Raw genomic sequence first — 21,870 nt, 5'->3', positions numbered from 1 at the left:
ACGATGACTCACGTGCGACCCGATGTGCCGCAACCCGACCCGATCGTGCATGACAAGCCGGGCGATGTGCCGCAGGTGCCTTGTGCCGAGGAGCTGGACGAACACAAGCCCGGCGCGCCATATGGAAACCAGACCGTGGCGGATACCGACGATCCCCAGACGACCTGATCGCTCGCCGCCACACTGATGTCTCAACCTTTCTCCAGGCGCTTGAGCAGTGCCTGCGTCAGCCCCTGTCGAACGGCGCCGTAGCGGGCCCACGGGTCGCTGCGTAATGCCCGCAAACGCTCATCCAGGTTGCCGATGTTCCAGCGATCGGCTCTCTCCAGCTGCGCCAGCTCCTCACGCTCGACAGGCACGGATACCGCCAGCCCCGGACGCGCCCTGACCGAATAGGCGGCAACGGTGCTCGCCCCGCGCTGGTTGCGCAGGTAGTCCACGAAAATTCGCCCGACCCGATTCTGCGGGCCCATCTTGTCGACGATCAGCTCCGGCGCCTCGCGCGCCAGCCGCTCGGTGACCGAGCGAGCGAACTGCCGGGCCAGGTCCCAGTCGTGCCGACGATCGAGCGGCATCACGACATGCATGCCGCGGCCTCCGCTGGTCTTGAGGAAGGCCTGCAATCCCAGGTCGTCCAGCAGCCGCAGCGTCAGCTCGGTCGCCTCCACCATGCTCGACCAGGGCAACGCGGGATCGGGGTCGAGATCGAAAATGACTCGATCGGGCCGCTCGACGCGATCACTGCGCGCGTTCCAGGTGTGGAACTCGACGGTACCCATCTGCACGGCCTCGATGACCGCGGTGATGTTGTCCGCCTGGATCAGCCGCGCATGCTCGGGATCGAGGTTTTTCGGCAGTGCGCGCATGTGCGGCATCTTCAACCGACCGCAATGGCGTTGGAAAAAGCTTTCGCCGTCGAGGCCTTCAGGTGCACGAACGATGGACAGTGGCCTGCCAGCCAGTTGCGGCACCAATCGGTCGGCGACCGCCTGGTAGTACTCGGCCAGCGCAAGCTTGGTCGCGCCGCTGACCTTGTCGATCACTCGCTGTGGATTACTGATGCCGACGCCACCCACCAGCGGGCGGCCGGCGCTCATGCGCTGCTCTGGCATGGGCTACCCCGATCAGCCCGCCCTTTTGCTGGATTTGCTGCCCGCCGCTGGCGCCTTGCGCGTGCGCGAAGCCGCCGAGGAAGATTTGCTCGTTTTGGCCTTGCTCGCAGTCTTGGGCTTGGCCGGCGCCTTTTCCTCCTCCTCGAGGTCGTTCTCTTTGCTGGCCTTGCCCGGCTTGGCAGCGAGGCTGCGCTTGAGCAGTTCGGTAAGATCGATGACATCCGCCGAACGACGATCCACCGCTTCCTCCGGCCCGCCGACCGCTTCCAGCTTGCCTTCGCGGGCCTTCTTCTCCACCAGCTCCATGATCTGGTCCTGGAAGGTGTCCTTGTACTGTTCCGGCTTCCATTTCTCGGTCATGTCCTCGACCAGCCGCTTGGCCATGTCCAGCTCACGCTCGGCCAGGTCCGGATCGAGCGCCTCGTCCTTCAGCTCCAGGTATTCGACCCCGCGCACCTCGTCGGCCCAGCGCAGGGTGTTCATCACCAGCGCCTTGCCCAGCGGCATTACCACCGCCAGGTGCTGCTTGTTGCGCAGCACCACGTTGGCGATGCCGACCTTGCCGGTCTGGATCAGCGTCTCGCGCAGCAAGGCGTAGACCTTTTCCCCGCGGCGGTCCGGCGTCAGGTAGTACGGCGTGTCGATGTAGAGAAAGGAAATGTCCTTGGCATCGACGAAAGCGACGATATCCACGGTCTGGGTCGCCTTGGGGTGCGCGCCTTTGATCTCGTCATCGCTGATCACGACGTAGTGACCCTTCTCGTACTCCACGCCCTTGACGATGTTCTCGCTGTCGATGTCTTCGCCGGTGGTCTTGTTTATGCGCTTGTAGCCGACCCGGTCCATGCTGCGTTTGTCCAGCCAGTCGAAATCGATGCCCTGGCGGGTGGTGGCCGGTACCAGCGCCACCGGGATGTGTACCAGTCCGAAACTGACTGCGCCTTTCCAGATCGTGCGTGGCATGGTCGTTCTCCAAGCGTTGATGTGGCCGGGCCATTCGTTGGCCCGGCAATGGGTCAGCCGTTGACCACGGTGCCGCCGTTGACGTGGATAACCTGGCCGCTCACGTAGGCTGCATCGCTGCTGGCCAGGTAGACATACGCCGGCGCCACTTCATCGGGCTGGCCGGGGCGCTTCATCGGCGTATTGGAGCCGAATTCGGCGACCTCGTCGGCATCGAAGGTCGACGGAATCAACGGTGTCCAGATCGGTCCCGGCGCGACGCCGTTGACGCGGATGCCACGCTCGGCGAGGTTCATCGACAGCGAACGGGTGAAGGCCGTGATCGCGCCCTTGGTGGCCGAATAGTCCAGCAGTTGCGGGCTGCCCTTGTAGGCGGTCACCGATGTGGTGTTGATGATCGAAGCGCCCTTGCCGAGATGCGGTAGCGCCGCCTTGGTCATCTGAAACATGCCGAAGATGTTGGTGCGGAAGGTCTTCTCCCACTGCTCTTCGCTGATGTCTTCGAGCTTTTCCTGCGGGTGCTGCTCGGCGGCGTTGTTGACCAGGATGTCGAGCTTGCCGAACGCAGCGAGGGTTTCGTCGATGACCTTGCGGCAGACGTCGCGATCGGCCACGTCACCGGCGAAGGTCAGGCAGCGACGGCCGTACTGTTCGACCACGGTGCGGGTTTCCTCAGCGTCCTGATGCTGGTCGAGGTAGAGAATCGCCACGTCGGCGCCCTCACGGGCGTATAGCACGGCCACCGAGCGGCCGATGCCGCTGTCACCACCGGTGATGATCGCTACCTTGCCTTCGAGCTTGCCCGCCGCCTTGTAGTCTTCGCCGCGGTATTCCGGGCGCGGGTTCATCAGCCCTTCCTTGCCGGGCTCGGGCTGCTCCTGCGGCGGTAGGGTCTGATTGTCTTCAGCCATGGAAAATCCTCCGTCAAGGTTATGAGCCTGTCTTCGGAGGACTTGAACGGCGCGAGAAAAGTTTCTACGGGGCGATGAGAGGGCCCTGTACAGGCCCTCGAAGGGTCAGGTCAGCGTCAGCACGACGCGGCCGCGGGGTACGCCGCTTTCGACATACTGGTGGGCTTCGACTGCCTGCTCGAACGGGAACTGGCGGTCGAGCTGCGGCCAGATCAGCCGATCCACGGTGAGCTGGTTGATATGCTGCAGCGCACGCTCCACGGCTTCACGGTTCTGCTCGATGCCCAGCTCCGGCTGCCCGGTGAAGTCGCACAGGCAGTGCAGGAAGAACTTGAAGTTCTTCTTGAAGGCCGCACACACCGGCAGGGCCGTTTCGTTGCCGCCGTTCATGCCATAGAGGATCAGCTTGCCCAGCGGCGCCATGACGTCGCCGAGCAGTTTCATCTGCGAACCGCCACAGGCATCCAGCACCACGTCGACGCCGCGGCCTTCGGTCACCTTCTGCAGGCGGCCTACCAAGTCTTCCTCTTCGGTGACGATCACCGTCTCCGCGCCCAGCTCGCGCAGGTAGTCGCGGTCCTCGCTGGTGTCGCAGGTGGCGATCACCCGGCCGCCCAGCGCCTTGGCCAGCTGTACGGCTGCCGGCCCGGTGCAGTGAGCCGCCTGGTTGATCAGCACGTACTGGCCGGGTTCCAGCTGGGCCAGTTCGACCAGCGCGAAATAGCTGACCAGCATCGGCGTGTAGTGGATCGCCGCCTCACTGGCACTGAGCATGTCCGGGTAACGCACCAGCGCCTGCTGCGGCAACAGCGCATGCTCGGCGTAGAGCGGATACTGATTGAGATCGTGGGCCGGGAAGCCGGCAACATGATCGCCGACACTGAAGCCCTGAACGCCCTCACCCACCGCCAGCACCTCGCCCGCGACCTCGCTGCCGAGCCCGGCAGGCAGACGCGCGTGTCGTGGCGCGAGGTCCTGGCGCCAGAGCACGTCATTCCAGCTGACGCCGATGGCGCGCACGCCAATCAGCACCTCGCCTGGGCCGGCAACCGGCATCGCGCGTTCCTCGTGGCGCAACACGTCGGCCGGGCCGAACTGATGAAAACGGATGATGCGGGACATTTCGACCCCTCACTTACTACTGTGCGAACGGACTCTATCGTCAGTATCGTCACAACTCCAGTGAACGGCGTGGATTCCCATCGATAGTTCCCATGCGCAGTAATGATGGAACTACGTATGTATGCTTGCCGGCGCATTGCAGCTTTGTGCATTTCGAAAGCGGGATCGGGCATGCCGTTGGCAGCCGAAGCTGTCTAGAATGCAGACCACCCTCCAGAGCCGGACGCCTCCTGGTCCGGCTGCAGGCTCGACGTGAACCAGGTATGAATCGCAACGACCTTCGCCGTGTTGACCTCAATCTGCTGATCGTCTTCGAAACGCTGATGCACGAACGCAGCGTGACCCGCGCAGCGGAAAAGCTGTTTCTCGGCCAGCCGGCGATCAGTGCCGCCCTGGCACGACTGCGCACGCTGTTCGACGATCCGCTCTTCGTCCGTACCGGCCGCAGCATGGAGCCGACCGCCCGCGCGCTGGAGATCGCCCAACTGCTTTCACCGGCGCTGGACTCGATCTCCACCGCCGTTAGCCGCGCCTCGACCTTCGACCCGGCGACCAGCACCCAGGTGTTTCGCATCGGCCTGACCGATGAAGTCGAGTTCGCCCTGCTACCGCCGCTGCTGCGCCGCCTGCGCGCCGAAGCGCCGGACGTGGTGCTGGTGGTGCGCCGCGCCAACTATCTGTTGATGCCCGGCCTGCTGGCATCCGGTGAGATATCGGTGGGCGTCTGCTACACCGAGGAGCTGCCGGCCAATGCCAAACGCAAGGTACTGCGCCGGCCCAAACCGATGCTGCTGCGCGCCGACAGCATTCCCGGCCGGCTGAGCATGGAGGACTACTGCAGCCGTCCGCATGCGATGGTCTCCTTTGCCGGCGATCTCAACGGCTATATCGACGAGGAACTGGCGCTGCACGGCTGCAAGCGCAAGGTGGTCCTGGCGGTGCCGCAGTTCAACGGCCTGGCCAGCCTGCTTGCCGGCACCGACATCATCGCCACCGTCCCGGACTACGCCGCCGCGGCGCTGGCGGCCAACGGCGGCGTGCGCGCCGAACCGCTGCCGTTTCAGACCAGCCAGGATTTCGAGCTGTCCATGGCCTGGCGCGGCGCCCAGGACAACGACCCCGCCGAGCGCTGGCTGCGTTCGCGCATCCAGATGTTCGTCGGCGATCCGGATAGTCTCTGACAGGCCCGACGCCTGGGGCTTCGCGGCGCGTGCCAGGTAGACAGGCCTGCTCCCGCCAGTGATGCGCTGACCGGTTTTTCTTGGCTTCGAGCGTGATCGCTGGGGAATGCCGCGCCGAGGCTTCGGCGGCGGCAGGGTTCATTCGCGGCCAATACTGTTCCCACGCATAGGTGAGCAATATCCTCGCGCTGCGCTGATAACGAATGCGCAACCATCACCGCCAATGATATTCACCTTCGCCTCGTTCGATTTTTGCTGAACGGCTTGACCACGCAGACTCCTGCCATCAACAAATCCGACTTGCGGAGTCAAGCATGGAACGTTCGTTCAACGCCTTGCGTTTTCCCCTTATCGCCCTGACGGTGCTGATCACCGCCGCTTGTGGCAAGGCACCGGAGGCCACCCAGTCGGGCATGCCGCCGCCCGCCGTCAGCGTCGCGGAAGTCATCGAGCAGCAGGTGACCGAGTGGGACGAACTCACTGGCCGCCTGGAAGCGCCGGAGTCGGTGGAGATTCGCCCGCGCGTGTCCGGTTTCATCGACAAGGTGGCCTTCGAAGAAGGCGCGCTGGTGAAGAAAGGCGACCTCTTGTTCCAGATCGACCCGCGCCCGTTCCAGGCCGAGGTCAAGCGCCTGCAGGCGCAACTGCAACAGGCTCGCGCCAACCAGCAACGCACCGTCGCCGAAGCCGAACGCGGCGAGCGCCTGCGCAAGAAGAACGCGATTTCCGACGAGCTCGCCGACGCCCGCGTCAGTGCCGCCAGCGAAGCCCGCTCGGCAACCGCGGCGATTCAGGCGCAACTGGACCGCGCGCAGCTGGATCTCTCCTTCACCCGCGTGACCGCGCCCATCGACGGCCGCGTCGGCCGGGCGCTGATCACCGCCGGCAACCTGGTCAACGCCGGTGAGGCGCTGCTGACCACGCTGGTCTCCACCGACAAGGTCTATGCCTATTTCGAGGCTGATGAGCGTACCTACCTCAAGTACCGCGAGCTGGCGCGCAACGGCGACCGTGGCGAGGCGACCCCGGTCTACCTCGGCCTGTCCAGCGAGGACGGTCACCCGCACCTGGGCCACATGGACTTCGTCGACAACCAGGTCGACCCGCGCACCGGCACCATCCGCGGTCGCGCCGTGTTCGACAACCGTGACGGCAGCTTCACCCCCGGCCTGTATGCACGCCTGAAGCTGGTCGGCAGCGCTACCTACGACGCCGTGCTGATCAAGGACGTCGCCGTCGGTACGGATCTGGGCAAGAAGTTCGTCCTGGTACTGGCCGAAGATGGCACTGTCGCCTACCGCCCGGTCGAGCTCGGTCCCAAGCTCGAAGGGCTGCGCATCGTCCGCAGTGGCCTGGCCAAGGGCGAAAGCATCGTGGTCAACGGCCTTCAGCGGGTACGGCCGGGCAGCCAGGTGCAGCCGGAGTCGGTACCGATGGCCGACGCGGAGACCCTGGCCACATTGCGCCAGCAGAACCGTGCGATCAGCGAGGCGATGAAGCCGCAGGTCGACGAGCGCACCCTGGCCCAGCGCCCGAGCAGTTGACCGTCCGACAGCAGTCCTGAACTCCGGCGCGCCAGTCGCGCCCATCCGATCGATCCGCCAGGGCGCGCCCGCCGCGCCCTCCCCCGGAGTGCGCCATGAATTTCTCGCAATTCTTTATCAAGCGGCCGATTTTCGCCGCCGTGCTGTCGTTGGTGATCCTCATCGGCGGCGCCATCTCGCTGTTCCAGCTGCCGATCAGCGAATATCCGGAAGTGGTGCCGCCCACCGTGGTGGTGCGCGCCAACTTCCCTGGCGCCAACCCCAAGGTGATCGGCGAAACCGTTGCCTCGCCGCTGGAACAGGCCATCACCGGCGTCGAGGGCATGCTCTACATGTCGTCCCAGGCGACCGCCGACGGCAAGCTGACGCTGACTATCACCTTCGGCCTGGGCACTGACCTGGACAACGCCCAGGTGCAGGTGCAGAACCGCGTCACGCGCACCATGCCGACCTTGCCGACCGAAGTGCAACGCCTCGGCGTGACCGTCGACAAGGCCTCCCCCGACCTGACCATGGTGGTGCACCTGACCTCGCCGGATCAGCGCTACGACATGCTCTACCTGTCCAACTACGCCGCACTCAACGTCAAGGACGAGCTGGCGCGGCTGGACGGCATCGGCGATGTGCAGCTGTTCGGCATGGGCGATTACTCCCTGCGCGTCTGGCTCGACCCGGAGAAGGTCGCCTCGCGCAACCTCACCGCATCGGACGTAGTCAACGCGATTCGCGAGCAGAACCGCCAGGTCGCTGCAGGTTCTCTGGGCGCACCGCCGGCACCGGGCGCGACGGACTTCCAACTGTCGATCAACACCCAGGGCCGCCTGGTTACCGAGGAGGAATTCGAGAACATCATCATCCGCGCCGGCGAAGACGGCTCGATCACCCGCCTGCGGGACATCGCCCGTGTCGAACTGGGCTCCAGCCAGTACGCGCTGCGTTCGCTGCTGAACAACCAGCCCGCCGTCGCCATTCCGGTATTCCAGCGCCCGGGTTCGAACGCCATCGAAATCTCCGATTCGGTACGGGCACGCATGGCAGAGCTGAAACGCGACTTCCCGGAAGGCGTGGACTACGAGATCGTCTACGACCCGACCATCTTCGTGCGCGGCTCCATCGAGGCGGTGGTACACACCCTGCTCGAGGCCATCGTGCTGGTGGTGCTGGTGGTGATCCTGTTCCTGCAGACCTGGCGCGCCTCGATCATTCCGTTGGCCGCCGTGCCGGTGTCGCTGATCGGCACCTTAGCGGTCATGCACCTGCTCGGCTTCTCGCTCAACGCGCTGTCGCTGTTCGGCCTGGTGTTGGCCATCGGCATCGTGGTGGACGACGCCATCGTCGTGGTGGAAAACGTCGAGCGCAACATCGGTCTCGGCAAGTCGCCGGAGGAAGCGACCCGTCAGGCCATGAAGGAAGTGACCGGGCCGATCATCGCCACGGCGCTGGTCCTGTGCGCGGTGTTCATCCCGACGGCGTTCATTTCCGGCCTCACCGGGCAGTTCTACCAGCAGTTCGCGCTGACCATCGCCATTTCCACGGTGATCTCGGCCTTCAACTCGCTGACCCTGTCGCCGGCACTGGCCGCCGCACTCCTCAGGTCGCACGACGCACCAAAGGACGGCTTCTCGCGTCTGCTCGATCGAATTTTTGGTGGCTGGCTGTTCGCGCCGTTCAACCGCATGTTCGACCGCGCCAGCCACGGCTACGTCGGCCTGGTGCGGCGCATCCTGCGCGGCAGCGGCATTGCGCTGGTGCTCTACGTCGGACTGGTCGGCCTCGGCTACATGGGCTTCGCCAGCACGCCGACCGGTTTCGTGCCACCGCAGGACAAGCAGTACCTGGTCGCCTTCGCCCAGCTGCCGGACGCCGCCACGCTGGACCGCACCGAGGACGTGATCAAGCGCATGTCGGAAATTGCCGGCAAGCACCCGGGCGTGGAGAACACGGTGGCCTTCCCAGGCTTGTCGATCAACGGCTTCACCAATAGCCCGAACAGCGGCATCGTATTCACCCCACTCAAGCCCTTCGATGAGCGCAAGGACCCGTCGCTCTCGGCGAACGCCATCGCGGCGGATCTCAACGGTCAGTTCGCGCAGATCCAGGACGCCTTTATCGCCATCTTCCCGCCGCCACCCGTACAGGGCCTGGGCACCATCGGTGGCTTCCGCGTGCAGGTGCAGGACCGCGGCAACCTCGGCTACGAGGAGCTGTACAGCCAGGTGCAGAACGTCATCGCCAAGAGCGCGGACTATCCGGAGCTGGCCGGCCTGTTCACCAGCTATCAGGTGAACGTGCCGCAGGTGGACGCCGACATCGACCGGGAAAAAGCCAAGACCCACGGCGTGCCGATCGACGAGATCTTCGACACCATGCAGGTTTACCTCGGCTCGCTGTACGCCAACGACTTCAACCGCTTCGGCCGCACCTATCAGGTCAACGTCCAGGCCGACCAGAAGTTCCGCCTGGCACCGGAGCAGATCGGTCAGCTGAAGGTGCGCAACAACCGCGGCGAGATGGTCCCGCTGTCGACCTTCGTCAACGTCACGGACAGCGCCGGCCCGGATCGGGTGATGCACTACAACGGCTTCCTCACCGCAGAGATCAACGGCGCGGCCGCACCGGGCTATAGCTCCGGGCAGGCCGAGGCGGCCATGGAGCGCCTGCTCAAGGCTGAACTGCCGAATGGCATGAGCTACGAATGGACCGAGCTGACCTACCAGCAGATCCTCGCCGGCAACACCGCGATATTCGTCTTCCCGCTCTGCGTGCTGCTGGCCTTCCTGGTGCTGGCCGCGCAATACGAGAGCTGGAGCCTGCCGCTGGCGGTGATCCTGATCGTGCCGATGACTCTGCTCTCGGCGATCACCGGGGTGATCCTGGCCGGTGGCGACAACAACGTGTTCACCCAGATCGGCCTGATCGTGCTGGTGGGCCTGGCATGCAAGAACGCCATCCTCATCGTCGAGTTCGCCAAAGACAAACAGGAAGAAGGCATGGACCGGCTGGCCGCGATCCTCGAAGCCTGCCGCCTGCGCCTGCGACCGATCCTGATGACCAGCTTCGCCTTCATCATGGGCGTGGTGCCGCTGGTGCTTTCCAGCGGGGCCGGTGCCGAGATGCGTCATGCCATGGGCGTCGCGGTGTTCAGCGGCATGCTCGGCGTCACCTTCTTCGGCCTGCTGCTGACCCCGGTGTTCTATCTGGTGATTCGTGCCTTCGTCGAGAAACGCGAAGCCCGCAAAGCGGTTTACAAGGAGGCCCGCGCATGAAGTTCTTCGCCCTTTCCCTGCTCACTCTGGCACTGAGCGCCTGTGCGGTAGGCCCCGATTACCGGGCACCGCAGCCGGAACCGGCGCGTATCGACAGCGCTTCGGCTGGCGAATACGACCACTCACGCTTCGAAGCGGCCTGGTGGCAGCAGTTCGACGACCCGACGCTGGACGCCCTGGTAGGCGAAGCCCTGGCCGAGAACCGCGAACTGCGCATCGCCTATGCCCGCCTACGGGCGGCACGCGCTATTCGCTATGACGTCAGCAATGATCGTCTGCCCACTGTCACCGCGGGCGCCAGCGCCGATATCGGCAAGGCCCAGCAACCCGGCGTGACCGAACAGCGCGTGAATGCCGAACGCTACGACCTCGGGCTGGACATGGCCTGGGAACTGGACCTGTTCGGCCGCATCCAGCGCCGCCTGGAATCCAGCGAGGCGCAGGCGGATGCCGTCGAGGCCGAGCTCTACCAGCTGCAGGTCAGCCTGATCGCCGAGCTGGTGGATGCCTATGGTCAGCTGCGCGGTGCCCAGCTGCGCGAGCGCATCGCTCGCGACAACCTGGCCAACCAGCGCAATTCCCATGAACTGACCGAGCAGCTGCGCGAAGCGGGTGTCGGCAGCGAGCTCGACGTTCTGCGCGCCGATGCCCGTCTGGCGGCCACCGAAGCCAGTCTGCCGCAGCTCAGGGCGCAGCAGGCGCGTGCGCGCAACCGCATCGCCACCCTGCTCGGCCAGCGCGCTGATCAGCTCAGCGTCGACCTCTCGCCCCGCGAGCTGCCAGCAATCGCCAAGTCGCTACCGATTGGCGATCCCGGCGAGCTGCTGCGCCGGCGCCCGGACATTCGAGCTGCCGAACGCCAGCTCGCCGCGACCACTGCCGATGTCGGCGTGGCCACAGCCGATCTGTTTCCGCGCGTAAGCCTGTCGGGCTTTCTCGGCTTCGTTGCCGGGCGCGGCTCGCAGATCGGTTCCAGCGCGGCGCGGGCCTGGGGCGTGGCGCCGAGCATCAGCTGGGCAGCATTCGACCTGGGCAGCGTGCGGGCCCGCCTGCGTGGTGCCGAAGCCGACGCCGATGCGGCGCTGGCCAGCTATGAGCAACAGGTATTGCTGGCACTGGAAGAGTCAGAGAACGCCTTCAGCGACTACGCCAACGCCCAGCAGCGCCTGCTTTCTTTGGTCCGCCAGTCGACAGCCAGCCGCGCCGCCGCGCAGCAGGCGGAGATCCGCTATCGCGAAGGCACTGCCGATTTCCTCGTGCTGCTCGATGCCGAGCGCGAGCGCCTGACGGCCGAAGACGCTCAGGCGCAAGCCGAAGTGGAGCTCTATCGCGGGGTGGTGGCGCTGTACAAGGCCCTTGGCGGTGGCTGGGAAGTCCCCGAGCAGACGCCGCGAACGGCCGCGGCAGAGCAGTTGCAGTCCGAGGGAGGTCGCGCAGAAATGTGACACGGTGCCGCTCCCGCCGGGTTGGTTGGGGAAAGCGCTTTCAGTCGTCACCTATCTTTGGCATAAGGAGCGGCTGAAAGCCTAGAAGCGTCCTCGCGGTCGGTCCGCCTGGATGCACTGCCAACCAACCAGAATAAAGAGTCTTTCATGAAGCCGATCATTACCCTTGCCGGGCTTGTGCTGGCGGTCACCAGCGCATTCGCCCAGGCGGAGCCCATCGTCATCAAGTTTTCTCACGTAGTGGCCGAAGACACGCCCAAGGGCAAGGGTGCGCTGATGTTCAAACGCCTGGCCGAAGAGCGGCTGCCCGGCCAGGTAAGCGTCGAGGTCTACCCGAATTCGACGCTGTTCGGTGATGCCACGGAGCTGGAGGCATTGCGCAACAACGAAGTGCAGCTGCTGGCACCGTCACTGGCGAAGTTCGAGCAATACACCAAACAGCTGCAGGTATTCGACCTGCCCTTCCTGTTCGACGATATCGACGCGGTAAATCGCTTCCAGAAGCGCACCAAGGGCAAGCAGCTGCTGCGCTCGATGGAAGACCAGAACATCACCGGCCTGGCCTACTGGCACAACGGCATGAAGCAGCTCTCGGCGACCCGCATGCTACGCCTGCCGAGCGATGCCTCGGGGCTGAGCTTCCGTATTCAACCGTCGGCCGTGCTCGAGGCGCAGTTCGGTGCTGTCGGCGCATCGACCCAGAAGATCGCCTTCGCCGATGTCTACGACGCCCTGCGTACCGGCACCGTACAGGGCGCAGAGAATCCCTGGTCGAACATCTACAGCAAGAAGATACATACCGTGCAGCCCTACATCATCGAGAGCGACCACGGTGTTCTCGATTACATGGTGGTCAGCAACACCCGTTTCTGGATGGGCATGCCGCACAAGATCCGTTTCGAGCTGGAAGCCATCCTCGACGAGGTGAGCTACATGGTGAACCGCGAGGCCGAAGAGCTGAATCAGGCCGATCGTGAACGCATTCGTCAGGCGGGAACGACCGAGATCGTCAGCCTGACCCCAGAAGAGCGCGAGCGCTGGCGCGAAGCGATGCGTCCGGTTTGGCAGCAGTTCGAGCCGGTGATCGGCGCGGACATCATCAAGGCAGCCCAGACCGTCAATCGCAAGCAGCGCAATTGACCGCCGAAAGCGACGCCGCATAAGACGCAAAAGCCCCGCCGATCCGGCGGGGCTTTTTTTGGGGTGCTGGCTTCGCGGCCGGAATCAGGGCGCGTCCGGCGAAGTCGCAACCGCCGGTGGCTGATCCAGCTGCTGGCTATCCCAGCCACCGCCGAGCGCGGCGATCAGCAGCACACTGGCGGTCAGCCGATCGCCCAGCAGGGTCAGGTTGGTGCGCTCGTTGTTCAGCGCGGTGGTCTGCACCGTGGCAACGCTGAGGAAATCGACAGTGCCTGCCCGGTACTGGTTCTCGATCAGACGCAGGGACTCCTGGGCCGCCTCCAGCGCCTCGCGCTGCACCACCGCCTCCTCTTCCAGCACCCGTAACTGCACCAGGTAATCCTCCACCTCGCGGAAGCTGTCGAGCACGGTCTGCCGGTAAGTGGCCACGGTCTGGTCGTAACTGGCTTCGGCACGCTCCAGTTCGGCGCGGCGGCTGCCGAAGTCGAGCAGCGTCAGCGCCAGTTGCGGGCCGAGCGACCAGAAGCGGTTGGGCACGCTGAACAGGTCGCTGAAGCTGCTGTTGCGGTAGCCACCGCTGGCGGAGAGCGTCAGGTCCGGGTACCAGGCCGCTTCGGCAACGCCGATGTTGGCATTGGCCGCCATGACCTGGCGCTCGGCGGCGGCGATATCGGGGCGGCGCTCCAGCAGCTGCGACGGCACAGCCAGCGGCACGCCTGGCAGCGCCGGGATATCCTCGCGCACCGCGATGTCCAGTTCCGAGGGTGCAACGCCGATGAGCACGGCGATCGCGTGCTCCATCTGTGCCCGCTGCCAGCGCAGATCGATGGCTTGGGCCTGGGTGCTCTTGAGTTGCGTCTGCGCCTGGGCGACGTCGGATTTCGGCACGATACCGGCCCGATACTGGTTCTCGGTCAGACGCAGCGAGCGCACGTAGGCCGCGACGGTCTGATCGAGCAGGCGTTGATGTTCGTCGATCACCCGCAGTTGCAGGTAAGTCTGCACCAGCTCGGCTTGCAGGCTCAGTCGCACTGCGGCCAGGTCTGCGGCGCTGGCCTGCATGCTGGCGCGGTTCGCTTCCAGATTGCGCCGCAGTCGGCCCCAGATATCCGCCTCCCAGGACGCACTCAGGCCCGCTTCGTAGCTTTCGCTGACGCCACTGCCGAACGAGCCGCCGCTGGTGTCCGAGCTACCACTGCCCTGCGCCGAACGGGTCACGCCGGCGCTGCCGGAAAGGATCGGGAACAGCTGCGAGCGTGCACCACGTACCAGTGCCCGGGCCTGACGGAACTGCGCCTCGGCCGCGGCCAGGTTCTGATTGTCGACATTCAGCCGGGCGACCAGGGCATCCAACTCGGCATCGCCATAAAGTCGCCACCACTCGCCACGCTCCAGCACATCGGCCGGCGCCGCGGCTTTCCAGCCTTCGGCCTGTTTGAATTCGGTAGCCACGGGCAGCTCCGGACGTTGATAGTCCGGCCCCAGGGTACAGGCGCCCAACGACAGGGCCAGCACGGCAGCTGCGAGGGGCCGCAGGGCATGCTTCAGCGATGAGGGGTTCAGCGACGACGGATTCATAGCGGGTTTTCCAGGGCGGCATCGGTGCGAACACCGCGCCAGCTGTTGAAACGATGACGCAGGCGGTCGAGGTACAGATAGACCACCGGCGTGGTGTAGAGGGTCAGGATCTGGCTCAGCAGCAGACCGCCGATGATGGTCAGACCCAACGGCTGGCGCATCTCGGCGCCCTCCGCGCCGCCGAGCAGCAGCGGCAGCGCGCCGAGAATGGCAGCCATGGTGGTCATCAGGATCGGCCGGAAACGCAGCAGGCAGGCGCGATGGATCGAATCGGCGGGCGACAGCCTGTCGTTGCGCTCGAACTGCAGGGCCAGGTCGATCATCAGGATCGCGTTCTTCTTCACCACGCCGATCAGCAGGAACAGCCCGAGCAGCGAGATCAGGCTGAACTGGTCGCCGGTAAGGATGATCGCCAGCAGCGCGCCGACCCCGGCCGATGGCAGTGTCGAGAGAATGGTCAGCGGATGGATGTAGCTTTCGTAGAGGATGCCCAGCACGATGTAGACCAGCAGCAAGGCGCCGAGAATCATCAGTGGCTGGCCTTGCTGAGTGCTCTCGAAGGCGCTGCCGGTGCCGCCAAGGCGTCCTTGCACCTCACTCGGCATGCCGATGGCGGCTACCGCGCGCTCGATGGCCAAGGTCGCCTGATCGAGGCTGACGTCAGGCGCGAGGTCGAAATCGATGTTCTCCGCAGCGAACTGCCCGTCGTGGCTGACTCGATCCTCCTCCAGGCTGCGTTCGTAGCGAGCGAACGCGGCGAGCGGCACGCGTCGACCATCCCCGGTGATGATGTGGATCTGCTCCAGTACCTCGGGGTACTGCGCGTAGCTGGGGTCGATCTCCATCACCACCTGGTACTGGTTGAGCGATTCATAGATGGTGGAAATCTGCCGCTGGCTGAAGGCGTTGTTGAGCAGCGTGGTCACCGTACTCATGTCGATGCCCAGACGCTTGGCCGCATCGCGATCGATCTTCAGGCTGATCTGCTGCGCGCCCTCGCCGTCATTGGCGTCGATGCTGGTCAGTTCCGGCAGCGCCGACAGTGCCTGGGTGACCCGCGGCACCCAGGTGCGCAGGTCGTTCAGGTCGCTCGCCAGCAGCGTGTAGGAATAGGCCGAGCTGCTCTGCCGGCCACCGCCGAACTGCAGGTCCTGATCGGCCATGAGGAACATACGCCCGCCAGGCACCTTGGGCTGGTTCTTGCGAATGCGCTCGATGACCTTCTGCGCCGAGATCTTCCGTTCGCTCAGCGGTTTTAGGCGCACGATCATGAAGGCGTTGTTGATGCCGCCCTGCCCCCCCCCCCCCCGCCGATGAAGCCCGCCACGCTCTCCACCGCCGGATCCGCCAGCACCGCCTTGCGGAAGACCTCCATCTTCGGCTGCATGACCTGGAAGGACAGGCCGTCATCACCGCGGATAAAGCCGGTCAGCTGGCCGGTGTCCTGCTGCGGCAGGAAGGTCTTCGGCACCTGCACGTAGAGCACCACGTTCAGCGCGATGGTCGCCAGCAGGCTCAGCAGCGTGATGCGGCGGTGCCGCAGTGCCCAGCTCAGCGACCGGTCGTAGTGACGCAGCAGCCACTGATGGGCCTGGTGGCTCCAGCGCTGCAGGCGCCCTTCCTGCGCGGGCTGATGCGGTTTGAGCCAGCGCGCGCAGAGCATCGGTGTCAGCGTCAGCGAAACCAGCAGGGAGACCAGGATCGCCGCCGCCAGGGTGATGGAAAACTCGCGGAACAGCCGCTCGACGATGCCGCCCATGTAGAGGATGGAGACGAATACCACCACCAGTGAGAGGTTCATCGACAGCAACGTGAAACCGACTTCGCGGGTGCCGACGTAGGCGGCCTTCAACGGCGGCATGCCGTCGTCGATATGCCGGGCGATGTTCTCCAGCACCACAATGGCGTCGTCCACCACCAGGCCGGCGGCCAGGATCAGCGCCATCAGCGAGAGGATGTTCAGCGAGAAGCCGAACAGGTACATCACGGCAAAGGTACCGACCAGCGACACCGGCACCGCCAGCGCCGGGATCAATGCAGTACGCAGGCTGCCGAGGAACAGGAACACCAGCACGATGACCAGCGCCACCGCGATCAGCAGCGTGCGTTCGGCCTCGTGCAGCGTGGCGCGGATCACCGGCGAGCGGTCCATGGCGATGTTCAGATCGACGCTGCCGGGCATGATCGCCTGCAGCGCCGGCAGTTCGCGGCGGATGCCCTCGATGGTTTCGATGATGTTGGCGCCGGCCTGGCGATTGACGATCAGCAGCACGGCCTGCTCGTTGTTGAAGAAGCCGCTGTTGTAGCGGTCCTCCACCGAATCGCGCACCTTTGCGACATCGCCCAGGCGCAGCGCCGCACCGTCCTGGTAGCGGATGATCAGCGGTGTGTAGTCGGCCGCCTCGTGCAGCTGATCGTTGGCGCGAACCTGCCAGTGGCGGTCCGCGTCCTCGACCATGCCCTTGGGTCGGCGCACGTTGCCGTTGGCGATGGTCTGGCGCACTTCGTCCAGCGACACGCCGTACTGCTCCAGCTGCTGCGGCTGCAGCTCGATGCGCACGGCGGGCAGCGAGCTGCCGCCGACCTGGATTTCGCCGACGCCGGACACCTGCGACAGCTTCTGCGCCAGGATGGTCGAGCCGATGTCGTACAGCTCGGCCTTGTCCAGCACGTCCGAGGTCAGCGAGAGCACCATGATCGGTGCCTGGGACGGATTGATCTTGCGGTAGGTGGGCATGCTGCGCATGCCGCTGGGCAGCAGGTTGCGCGCGGCGTTGATGGCCGCCTGCACGTCGCGGGCGGCGCCATTGATCTCGCGGTCCAGGTCGAACTGGATGATGATCCGCGTCGAGCCCTGGCTGCTGCGACTGGTCATCTGGCTGACGCCGGCGATGCTGCCCAGCGAGCGCTCCAGTGGCGTGGCCACGCTGGAGGCCATGATTTCCGGGCTGGCGCCGGGCAGGCTGGCTTGCACGGTGATTACGGGGAAGTCCATGTTCGGCAGCGGCGATACCGGCAGCAGGCCGAAGCTGACGCCACCCAGCAACAGGATCGCCAGACTGAGCAACATGGTCGCCACGGGACGGGCGATAAAGGGTGCGGAAAGGTTCATACCCTCCCCCGCACGATCGCAGGCCGGCTCACGCTTCAGCCTCCACCAGCGGCTCGCGGCGACGCCCGAAGCGCTGGCCGAGGCGGTCGAAGAACAGGTAGATCACCGGTGTGGTGAACAGCGTCAGCAGCTGGCTGAGTAGCAGACCGCCGACCAGCACCAGGCCGAGCGGCTGGCGTAACTCGGCACCGGAGCCGGATGCCAGCATCAGTGGAATCGCACCGAACAGCGCCGCCAGCGTGGTCATCAGGATCGGCCGGAAACGCAGCAGCGCCGCGCGGAAGATCGCGTCCTGCGGACTCATGCCCTGCTGCCGTTCGGCCTCTAGGGCGAAGTCGATCATCATGATCGCGTTCTTCTTGACGATGCCGATCAGGAGGATGATGCCGATGATCGCGATCAGCCCGAGGTCGTTACCGGTCAGCAACAAGGCTAGCAAGGCGCCGACCGCCGCCGAGGGCAGCGTGGAGAGGATGGTGATCGGGTGGATATAGCTCTCGTAGAGCACGCCGAGCACGATGTACATGGTCACCACCGCGGCGAGGATCAGCAGCAGCGTGCTCGACAGCGAGGCGCGGAACGCCTCGGCCGCACCCTGGAAACGCGTCTGGATACCGGCCGGCAGGCCGATCTCCTGCTCCACCGCTTCGATCACTTCCACCGCCTTGCCGAGCGACACGCCGCTGGCCAGGTTGAACGACAGGGTCACCGCCGGGAACTGGCCGATATGGTTGATCAGCAAGGGCGCGTTGCGTTGCTCCAGCGTCGCCAGGCTCGACAGCCGCACCGGCGTGCCACCTTCGCTCTGCACGAATAGTTGCTCCAGCGCCTGCGGGCCGAGGCGGTTGCCCGCCTCTGCCTCCAGCACCACGCGGTACTGACTGGCCTGGGTGAAGATGGTGGAAATCTGCCGTTGGCCGAAGGCGTCGTACAGCGCATCGGTGATATCCGCGACCTGGATGCCCAGGCGCGCCGCGGCGTCGCGGTCGATGTCCAGATAGATCTGCAGGCCGCTGCTTTGCAGATCGCTGGCCACATCGGTCAGCTCCGGCCGCTCGCGCAGCGCCTCGACCAGCCGCGGCGTCCACTCCTGCAGCAGCTCGCCGTCCGGCGTCTCGAGGCTGAACTGGAATTGCGTGCGGCTGATCCGGTCCTCGATGGACAGATCCTGCACCGGCTGCAGGTACAGCTCGATACCTGGCACCTTGGCCAGCTCCGGTCGCAGCCGGTCGATGATCTGGCTGGCAGTCAGGTCTCGCTCGCCGTGGGGCTTGAGATTGATCAGCAGGCGGCCGCTGTTGAGCGTGACGTTGTCGCCATCCACGCCGATGTAGGACGACAGGCTGTCCACCGCCGGATCGGCAAGAATCACCCGCGCCAGTGCCTGCTGGCGCTCGCTCATGGCGCGGAAGGAGATCGACTGCGGCGCCTCGCTGATGCCCTGGATCACGCCGGTGTCCTGCACCGGGAAGAATCCCTTGGGCACGGCGAGATAGAGCACGACGGTAAGGCCAAGCGTCGCAACCGCGACCAGAAGGGTCAGCGTCTGGTGGCGCAATACCCAGGTCAGCCAGCGCGAGTAACCGCCGATCAGCCGCTCGACCCAGTCAGGCTTGGCCTCGGTGGCCGTCTGCGGCTTGAGCAGCTTGGCGCACATCATCGGCGTCAGCGTCAGCGAAACCACCAGCGAGATCAGAATCGCCACCGCCAGGGTGATGGCGAACTCGCGGAACAGCCGGCCGACCACGTCCTGCATGAACAGCAGCGGGATCAGCACGGCGATCAGCGAGAAGGTCAGCGAGATCAGGGTGAAACCGATCTGTTTCGCGCCCTTGAGCGCGGCGTTGAGCGGTGTCTCGCCCTCCTCCAGATGCCGCGCGATGTTCTCCAGCATGACGATGGCATCGTCCACCACGAAGCCGGTGGCAATCGTCAGCGCCATCAAGGTCAGGTTGTTCAGGGAGAAACCGCAGACGTACATCACCGCGAAGGTGCCGACCAGTGACAGCGGCACGGCAATTGACGGGATCACCGTGGCCGAGAGCTTCTTGAGAAAGACGAAGGTGACCATCACCACCAGGAAGGTGGCGAGCATCAGCTCATGCTGCACATCGGTTACTGCGGCGCGGATGGTCTGGGTACGGTCGGTGAGCACCACCACATCCAGGCCGGCCGGCATGCTGGCCGTCACTTCCGGCAGCAGCGCCTGGATGCGTTCGACCACGTCTATGACATTGGCACCGGGCTGGCGCTGGACGTTGAGCAGCACCGCCTGGCTGTCGTTGGCCCAGGCCGCGAGGCGCTCGTTCTCGGCGCCGTCGATGATGTCGGCGACATCCTTAAGCCGCAGCGCGGCGCCATCCTCGTAGGTGAGGATCAGCTCGGCATATTCCTCAGGCGTCTTCAGCTGGTCGTTGGCGTCTAGCATCGACACCCGGGTCGGGCCGTCGAAGTTGCCTTTGGGCTGGTTGACGTTGGAGCTGGTGATCAGCGAGCGCACGTCGGCCAGCGAAAGGCCGTACGCGGCAAGTGCTTCCGGGTTGGTGCGGATACGCACCGCCGGGCGCTGGCCACCGGCGATACTGACCATGCCGACGCCGTTGATCTGCGCCAGTTTCTGCGCCATACGCGTGTCGACCAGATCATGCAGTTTGGGCAGCGGCAGCGATTCGGACGTCACGGCCAGGGTCAGCACCGGCGTGTCGGCCGGGTTGACCTTGTTGTACACCGGCGGCGCTGGAAGATCGTTGGGCAGCAGGTTGTTCGCCGCGTTGATCGCGGCCTGCACTTCCTGCTCGGCCACATCCAGCGCCACGTCCAGCGAGAAACGCAGGGTAATCACCGAAGCGCCGCCGGAGCTGGTGGATGACAGCTGCTCGAGCCCCGGCATCTGCCCGAACTGGCGCTCCAGCGGTGCGGTAACGGCGCTGGTCATGACTTCGGGGCTGGCCCCGGGATACAGCGTCATCACACGGATCGTCGGGTAGTCCACCTGTGGCAATGCCGCCACTGGCAACAGCTTGTAGGCGATCAGTCCTGCCAGCAGGATTGCGATCATGCTCAGCGTGGTCGCAACCGGTCGCAGGATGAACAACCGCGAGATGTTCATCGCTCTTCGCGCTCCGCAGCCTCACCGCCCCCGAGCACCGGATTTTCCGCAGCCTGCTCGGCCATGCGCTGGCTGCCGACGACCTCCACTTCAGCGCCATCGCGCAGGCGGTCGGTGCCTTCCATCACCACCCGCTCGCCCACCTTCAAGCCCTCGAGCACCACCGTGGTCGCGCCGTTGGTAGGCCCGGCCTGCAACGTCCGTAGCTCAACCTTGTTGTCGTCGCCGACGACGTAGGCGAAGGTGCCGCGCGAGCCGAACTGCAGCGCCGCAGACGGAATCAACACGGCGTCACGCAGGGTCTCCACCCGCAGGCGCACGTTGACGAACTGGTTGGGGATCAGCAGCTCTGCTTCATTGTCGAAACGCGCCTTCAGGCGCAGCGTGCCGGTAGTCGCATCAATCTGGTTATCGATGCTCTCCAGCACGCCCTCGCCAAACTGGATCTTTTCACCGCGATCCCAGATCTGCACTGCAAGCTCATCGCCCTGGCGATAGCGCGTCAGCACCGGCAGCAACTCGCCTTCGGGCAGGGTGAAGCTGATGGACATCGGCTGGGTCTGGGTGATCACCACCAGCGGCGTGGTGTCGTTGGCAGCGACCAGATTGCCCACATCGAGCTGGCGCAGGCCGACCCGACCATCGATGGGCGAGCGAATTTGGGTGAACTCGAGATTCAGGCGCGCCTCGTTGACCGACGCCTGGTTGGCGGCCAGCGTGCCCTGGTACTGGCTGACTAGCGCTTCCTGGGTATCCAGGGTCTGCTTGGCGATGCTGTCATCGGCGTAGAGACCGCGGTAACGCTCGAAGTCCACCTGCGCGTTCTTCAGCTGCGCGCGGTTCTGCTGCAAGGTGCCCTCCGCCTGCTGCAGCGCGACCTTGTATGGGCGAGGGTCGATCACCGCCAGCAGATCGCCCTTCTTGACACGCTGCCCCTCCTCGAAACGCAGCTCGACCAGCTCGCCACCGACCCGGCTGCGCAGATTGACGGTATTCAACGGCGTCACGCTGCCGAGCGCCTTGTTGAAGACCTCGAATTCACCCTGCTCCACCTTGGCCACGCGCACGGGCACAGGCCCGCCAAACGCGCCGAAGCCCGGACGCCCGCCCGGCCGCTGAGGGGTTTCCTGAGGTGCAGGCCACAGCCACCAGACCAGCAGCCCGATGGCAGCTACGGCGAGGATGATGAGCAGCCAACGAAGGCTGGAACGCGCGGAAGAAGGATGAGCCACGGTCATGAACGGGGTTCGCTTGAAAAGGAGCGTGAACCATAAGCAGTCGCGAACCGCTCGCAAAGTGCCTTTACGGCATTTTTACGTATCGGCATGTATGAAGAGCTCCAGACAGGCCGGTGCGCGTCGGAACCATGTGCCGGGTCTTAAGTCTA

General features: G+C 65.1%; 13 protein-coding genes and 1 pseudogene. 6 read left to right on the top strand and 8 right to left on the bottom strand.

Annotated features, from left to right (window positions below):
- Window positions 1-3 precede the first annotated feature (3 nt).
- Window positions 4-168, top strand: a complete 165-nt coding sequence (locus F753_RS49725; RefSeq protein ID WP_003285031.1) for a hypothetical protein — start codon at window positions 4-6, stop codon at window positions 166-168.
- 23 nt (window positions 169-191) lie between these two features.
- Here F753_RS49725 and ligD read toward each other — a convergent pair whose 3' ends face one another.
- From ligD to F753_RS36440, 4 genes are all read right to left on the bottom strand, one after another.
- A complete protein-coding gene (gene ligD, locus F753_RS36455; RefSeq protein ID WP_084799377.1) occupies window positions 192-1,112 on the bottom strand; it encodes a non-homologous end-joining DNA ligase in 921 nt (306 codons plus the stop codon).
- Between the two features lie 12 nt (window positions 1,113-1,124).
- Window positions 1,125-2,075, bottom strand: a complete 951-nt coding sequence (gene ku, locus F753_RS36450) for a non-homologous end joining protein Ku (RefSeq protein ID WP_023445358.1) — start codon at window positions 2,073-2,075, stop codon at window positions 1,125-1,127.
- A gap of 53 nt (window positions 2,076-2,128) precedes the next feature.
- The gene (locus F753_RS36445) at window positions 2,129-2,986 is read right to left on the bottom strand and encodes an SDR family oxidoreductase (protein WP_023445357.1); all 858 of its coding nucleotides are present in this window, start codon (window positions 2,984-2,986) and stop codon (window positions 2,129-2,131) included.
- Between the two features lie 105 nt (window positions 2,987-3,091).
- Window positions 3,092-4,108 carry a zinc-dependent alcohol dehydrogenase family protein gene (locus F753_RS36440; protein ID WP_023445356.1) on the bottom strand — a complete coding sequence of 339 codons (1,017 nt, stop codon included), beginning with the start codon at window positions 4,106-4,108 and terminating at the stop codon, window positions 3,092-3,094.
- A 263-nt stretch (window positions 4,109-4,371) separates the two neighbouring features.
- Here F753_RS36440 and F753_RS36435 point away from each other — a divergent pair, with 263 nt between their 5' ends.
- The 5 genes from F753_RS36435 (at window position 4,372) to F753_RS36415 (ending at window position 12,684) form a co-directional block, all read left to right on the top strand.
- On the top strand, window positions 4,372-5,289 hold the full coding sequence (locus tag F753_RS36435) for a LysR substrate-binding domain-containing protein (RefSeq protein WP_014820192.1): 918 nt from the start codon (window positions 4,372-4,374) through the stop codon (window positions 5,287-5,289).
- A gap of 314 nt (window positions 5,290-5,603) precedes the next feature.
- Window positions 5,604-6,833 carry a multidrug efflux RND transporter periplasmic adaptor subunit MexE gene (gene mexE / locus F753_RS36430; RefSeq protein ID WP_023445355.1) on the top strand — a complete coding sequence of 410 codons (1,230 nt, stop codon included), beginning with the start codon at window positions 5,604-5,606 and terminating at the stop codon, window positions 6,831-6,833.
- A gap of 95 nt (window positions 6,834-6,928) precedes the next feature.
- Window positions 6,929-10,099, top strand: a complete 3,171-nt coding sequence (locus F753_RS36425; protein WP_023445354.1) for an efflux RND transporter permease subunit — start codon at window positions 6,929-6,931, stop codon at window positions 10,097-10,099.
- A complete protein-coding gene (locus F753_RS36420; protein WP_023445353.1) occupies window positions 10,096-11,544 on the top strand; it encodes an efflux transporter outer membrane subunit in 1,449 nt (482 codons plus the stop codon). The genes F753_RS36425 and F753_RS36420 overlap by 4 nt, the downstream gene beginning before the upstream one ends.
- 147 nt (window positions 11,545-11,691) lie before the next feature.
- Window positions 11,692-12,684, top strand: a complete 993-nt coding sequence (locus tag F753_RS36415; RefSeq protein WP_023445352.1) for a TRAP transporter substrate-binding protein — start codon at window positions 11,692-11,694, stop codon at window positions 12,682-12,684.
- An 84-nt stretch (window positions 12,685-12,768) separates the two neighbouring features.
- Here the strand turns inward: F753_RS36415 and F753_RS36410 are convergent, their stop codons facing one another.
- From F753_RS36410 to F753_RS36395, 4 genes and pseudogenes are all read right to left on the bottom strand, one after another.
- Entirely contained in the window at window positions 12,769-14,262 is a 1,494-nt protein-coding gene (locus F753_RS36410) for an efflux transporter outer membrane subunit (protein ID WP_023445351.1), read from the bottom strand.
- Window positions 14,259-17,374, bottom strand: a pseudogene (locus F753_RS36405) (efflux RND transporter permease subunit). Before F753_RS36405 ends, F753_RS36410 begins: the two are co-directional and overlap by 4 nt.
- Window positions 17,375-17,402: 28 nt before the next feature.
- A complete protein-coding gene (locus tag F753_RS36400) occupies window positions 17,403-20,483 on the bottom strand; it encodes an MdtB/MuxB family multidrug efflux RND transporter permease subunit (protein WP_023445348.1) in 3,081 nt (1,026 codons plus the stop codon).
- On the bottom strand, window positions 20,480-21,721 hold the full coding sequence (locus F753_RS36395) for an MdtA/MuxA family multidrug efflux RND transporter periplasmic adaptor subunit (protein WP_023445347.1): 1,242 nt from the start codon (window positions 21,719-21,721) through the stop codon (window positions 20,480-20,482). Before F753_RS36395 ends, F753_RS36400 begins: the two co-directional genes overlap by 4 nt.
- Between the last annotated feature and the right edge of the window lie 149 nt (window positions 21,722-21,870).

It is taken from the genome of Stutzerimonas chloritidismutans AW-1 (assembly GCF_000495915.1).
GTDB lineage: Bacteria > Pseudomonadota > Gammaproteobacteria > Pseudomonadales > Pseudomonadaceae > Stutzerimonas > Stutzerimonas chloritidismutans.
The sequence above is the reverse complement of the archived record's forward strand: the minus strand, read 5'-3'. Positions and strand labels throughout refer to the sequence as shown.

Coding starts and splice junctions, on each gene's coding strand:
- F753_RS49725 (WP_003285031.1), top strand. CDS start 4: ATGACTCACGTGCGACCCGATGTGCCGCAACCCGACCCGATCGTGCAT.
- ligD (WP_084799377.1), bottom strand. CDS start 1,112: ATGCCAGAGCAGCGCATGAGCGCCGGCCGCCCGCTGGTGGGTGGCGTC.
- ku (WP_023445358.1), bottom strand. CDS start 2,075: ATGCCACGCACGATCTGGAAAGGCGCAGTCAGTTTCGGACTGGTACAC.
- F753_RS36445 (WP_023445357.1), bottom strand. CDS start 2,986: ATGGCTGAAGACAATCAGACCCTACCGCCGCAGGAGCAGCCCGAGCCC.
- F753_RS36440 (WP_023445356.1), bottom strand. CDS start 4,108: ATGTCCCGCATCATCCGTTTTCATCAGTTCGGCCCGGCCGACGTGTTG.
- F753_RS36435 (WP_014820192.1), top strand. CDS start 4,372: ATGAATCGCAACGACCTTCGCCGTGTTGACCTCAATCTGCTGATCGTC.
- mexE (WP_023445355.1), top strand. CDS start 5,604: ATGGAACGTTCGTTCAACGCCTTGCGTTTTCCCCTTATCGCCCTGACG.
- F753_RS36425 (WP_023445354.1), top strand. CDS start 6,929: ATGAATTTCTCGCAATTCTTTATCAAGCGGCCGATTTTCGCCGCCGTG.
- F753_RS36420 (WP_023445353.1), top strand. CDS start 10,096: ATGAAGTTCTTCGCCCTTTCCCTGCTCACTCTGGCACTGAGCGCCTGT.
- F753_RS36415 (WP_023445352.1), top strand. CDS start 11,692: ATGAAGCCGATCATTACCCTTGCCGGGCTTGTGCTGGCGGTCACCAGC.
- F753_RS36410 (WP_023445351.1), bottom strand. CDS start 14,262: ATGAATCCGTCGTCGCTGAACCCCTCATCGCTGAAGCATGCCCTGCGG.
- F753_RS36400 (WP_023445348.1), bottom strand. CDS start 20,483: ATGAACATCTCGCGGTTGTTCATCCTGCGACCGGTTGCGACCACGCTG.
- F753_RS36395 (WP_023445347.1), bottom strand. CDS start 21,721: ATGACCGTGGCTCATCCTTCTTCCGCGCGTTCCAGCCTTCGTTGGCTG.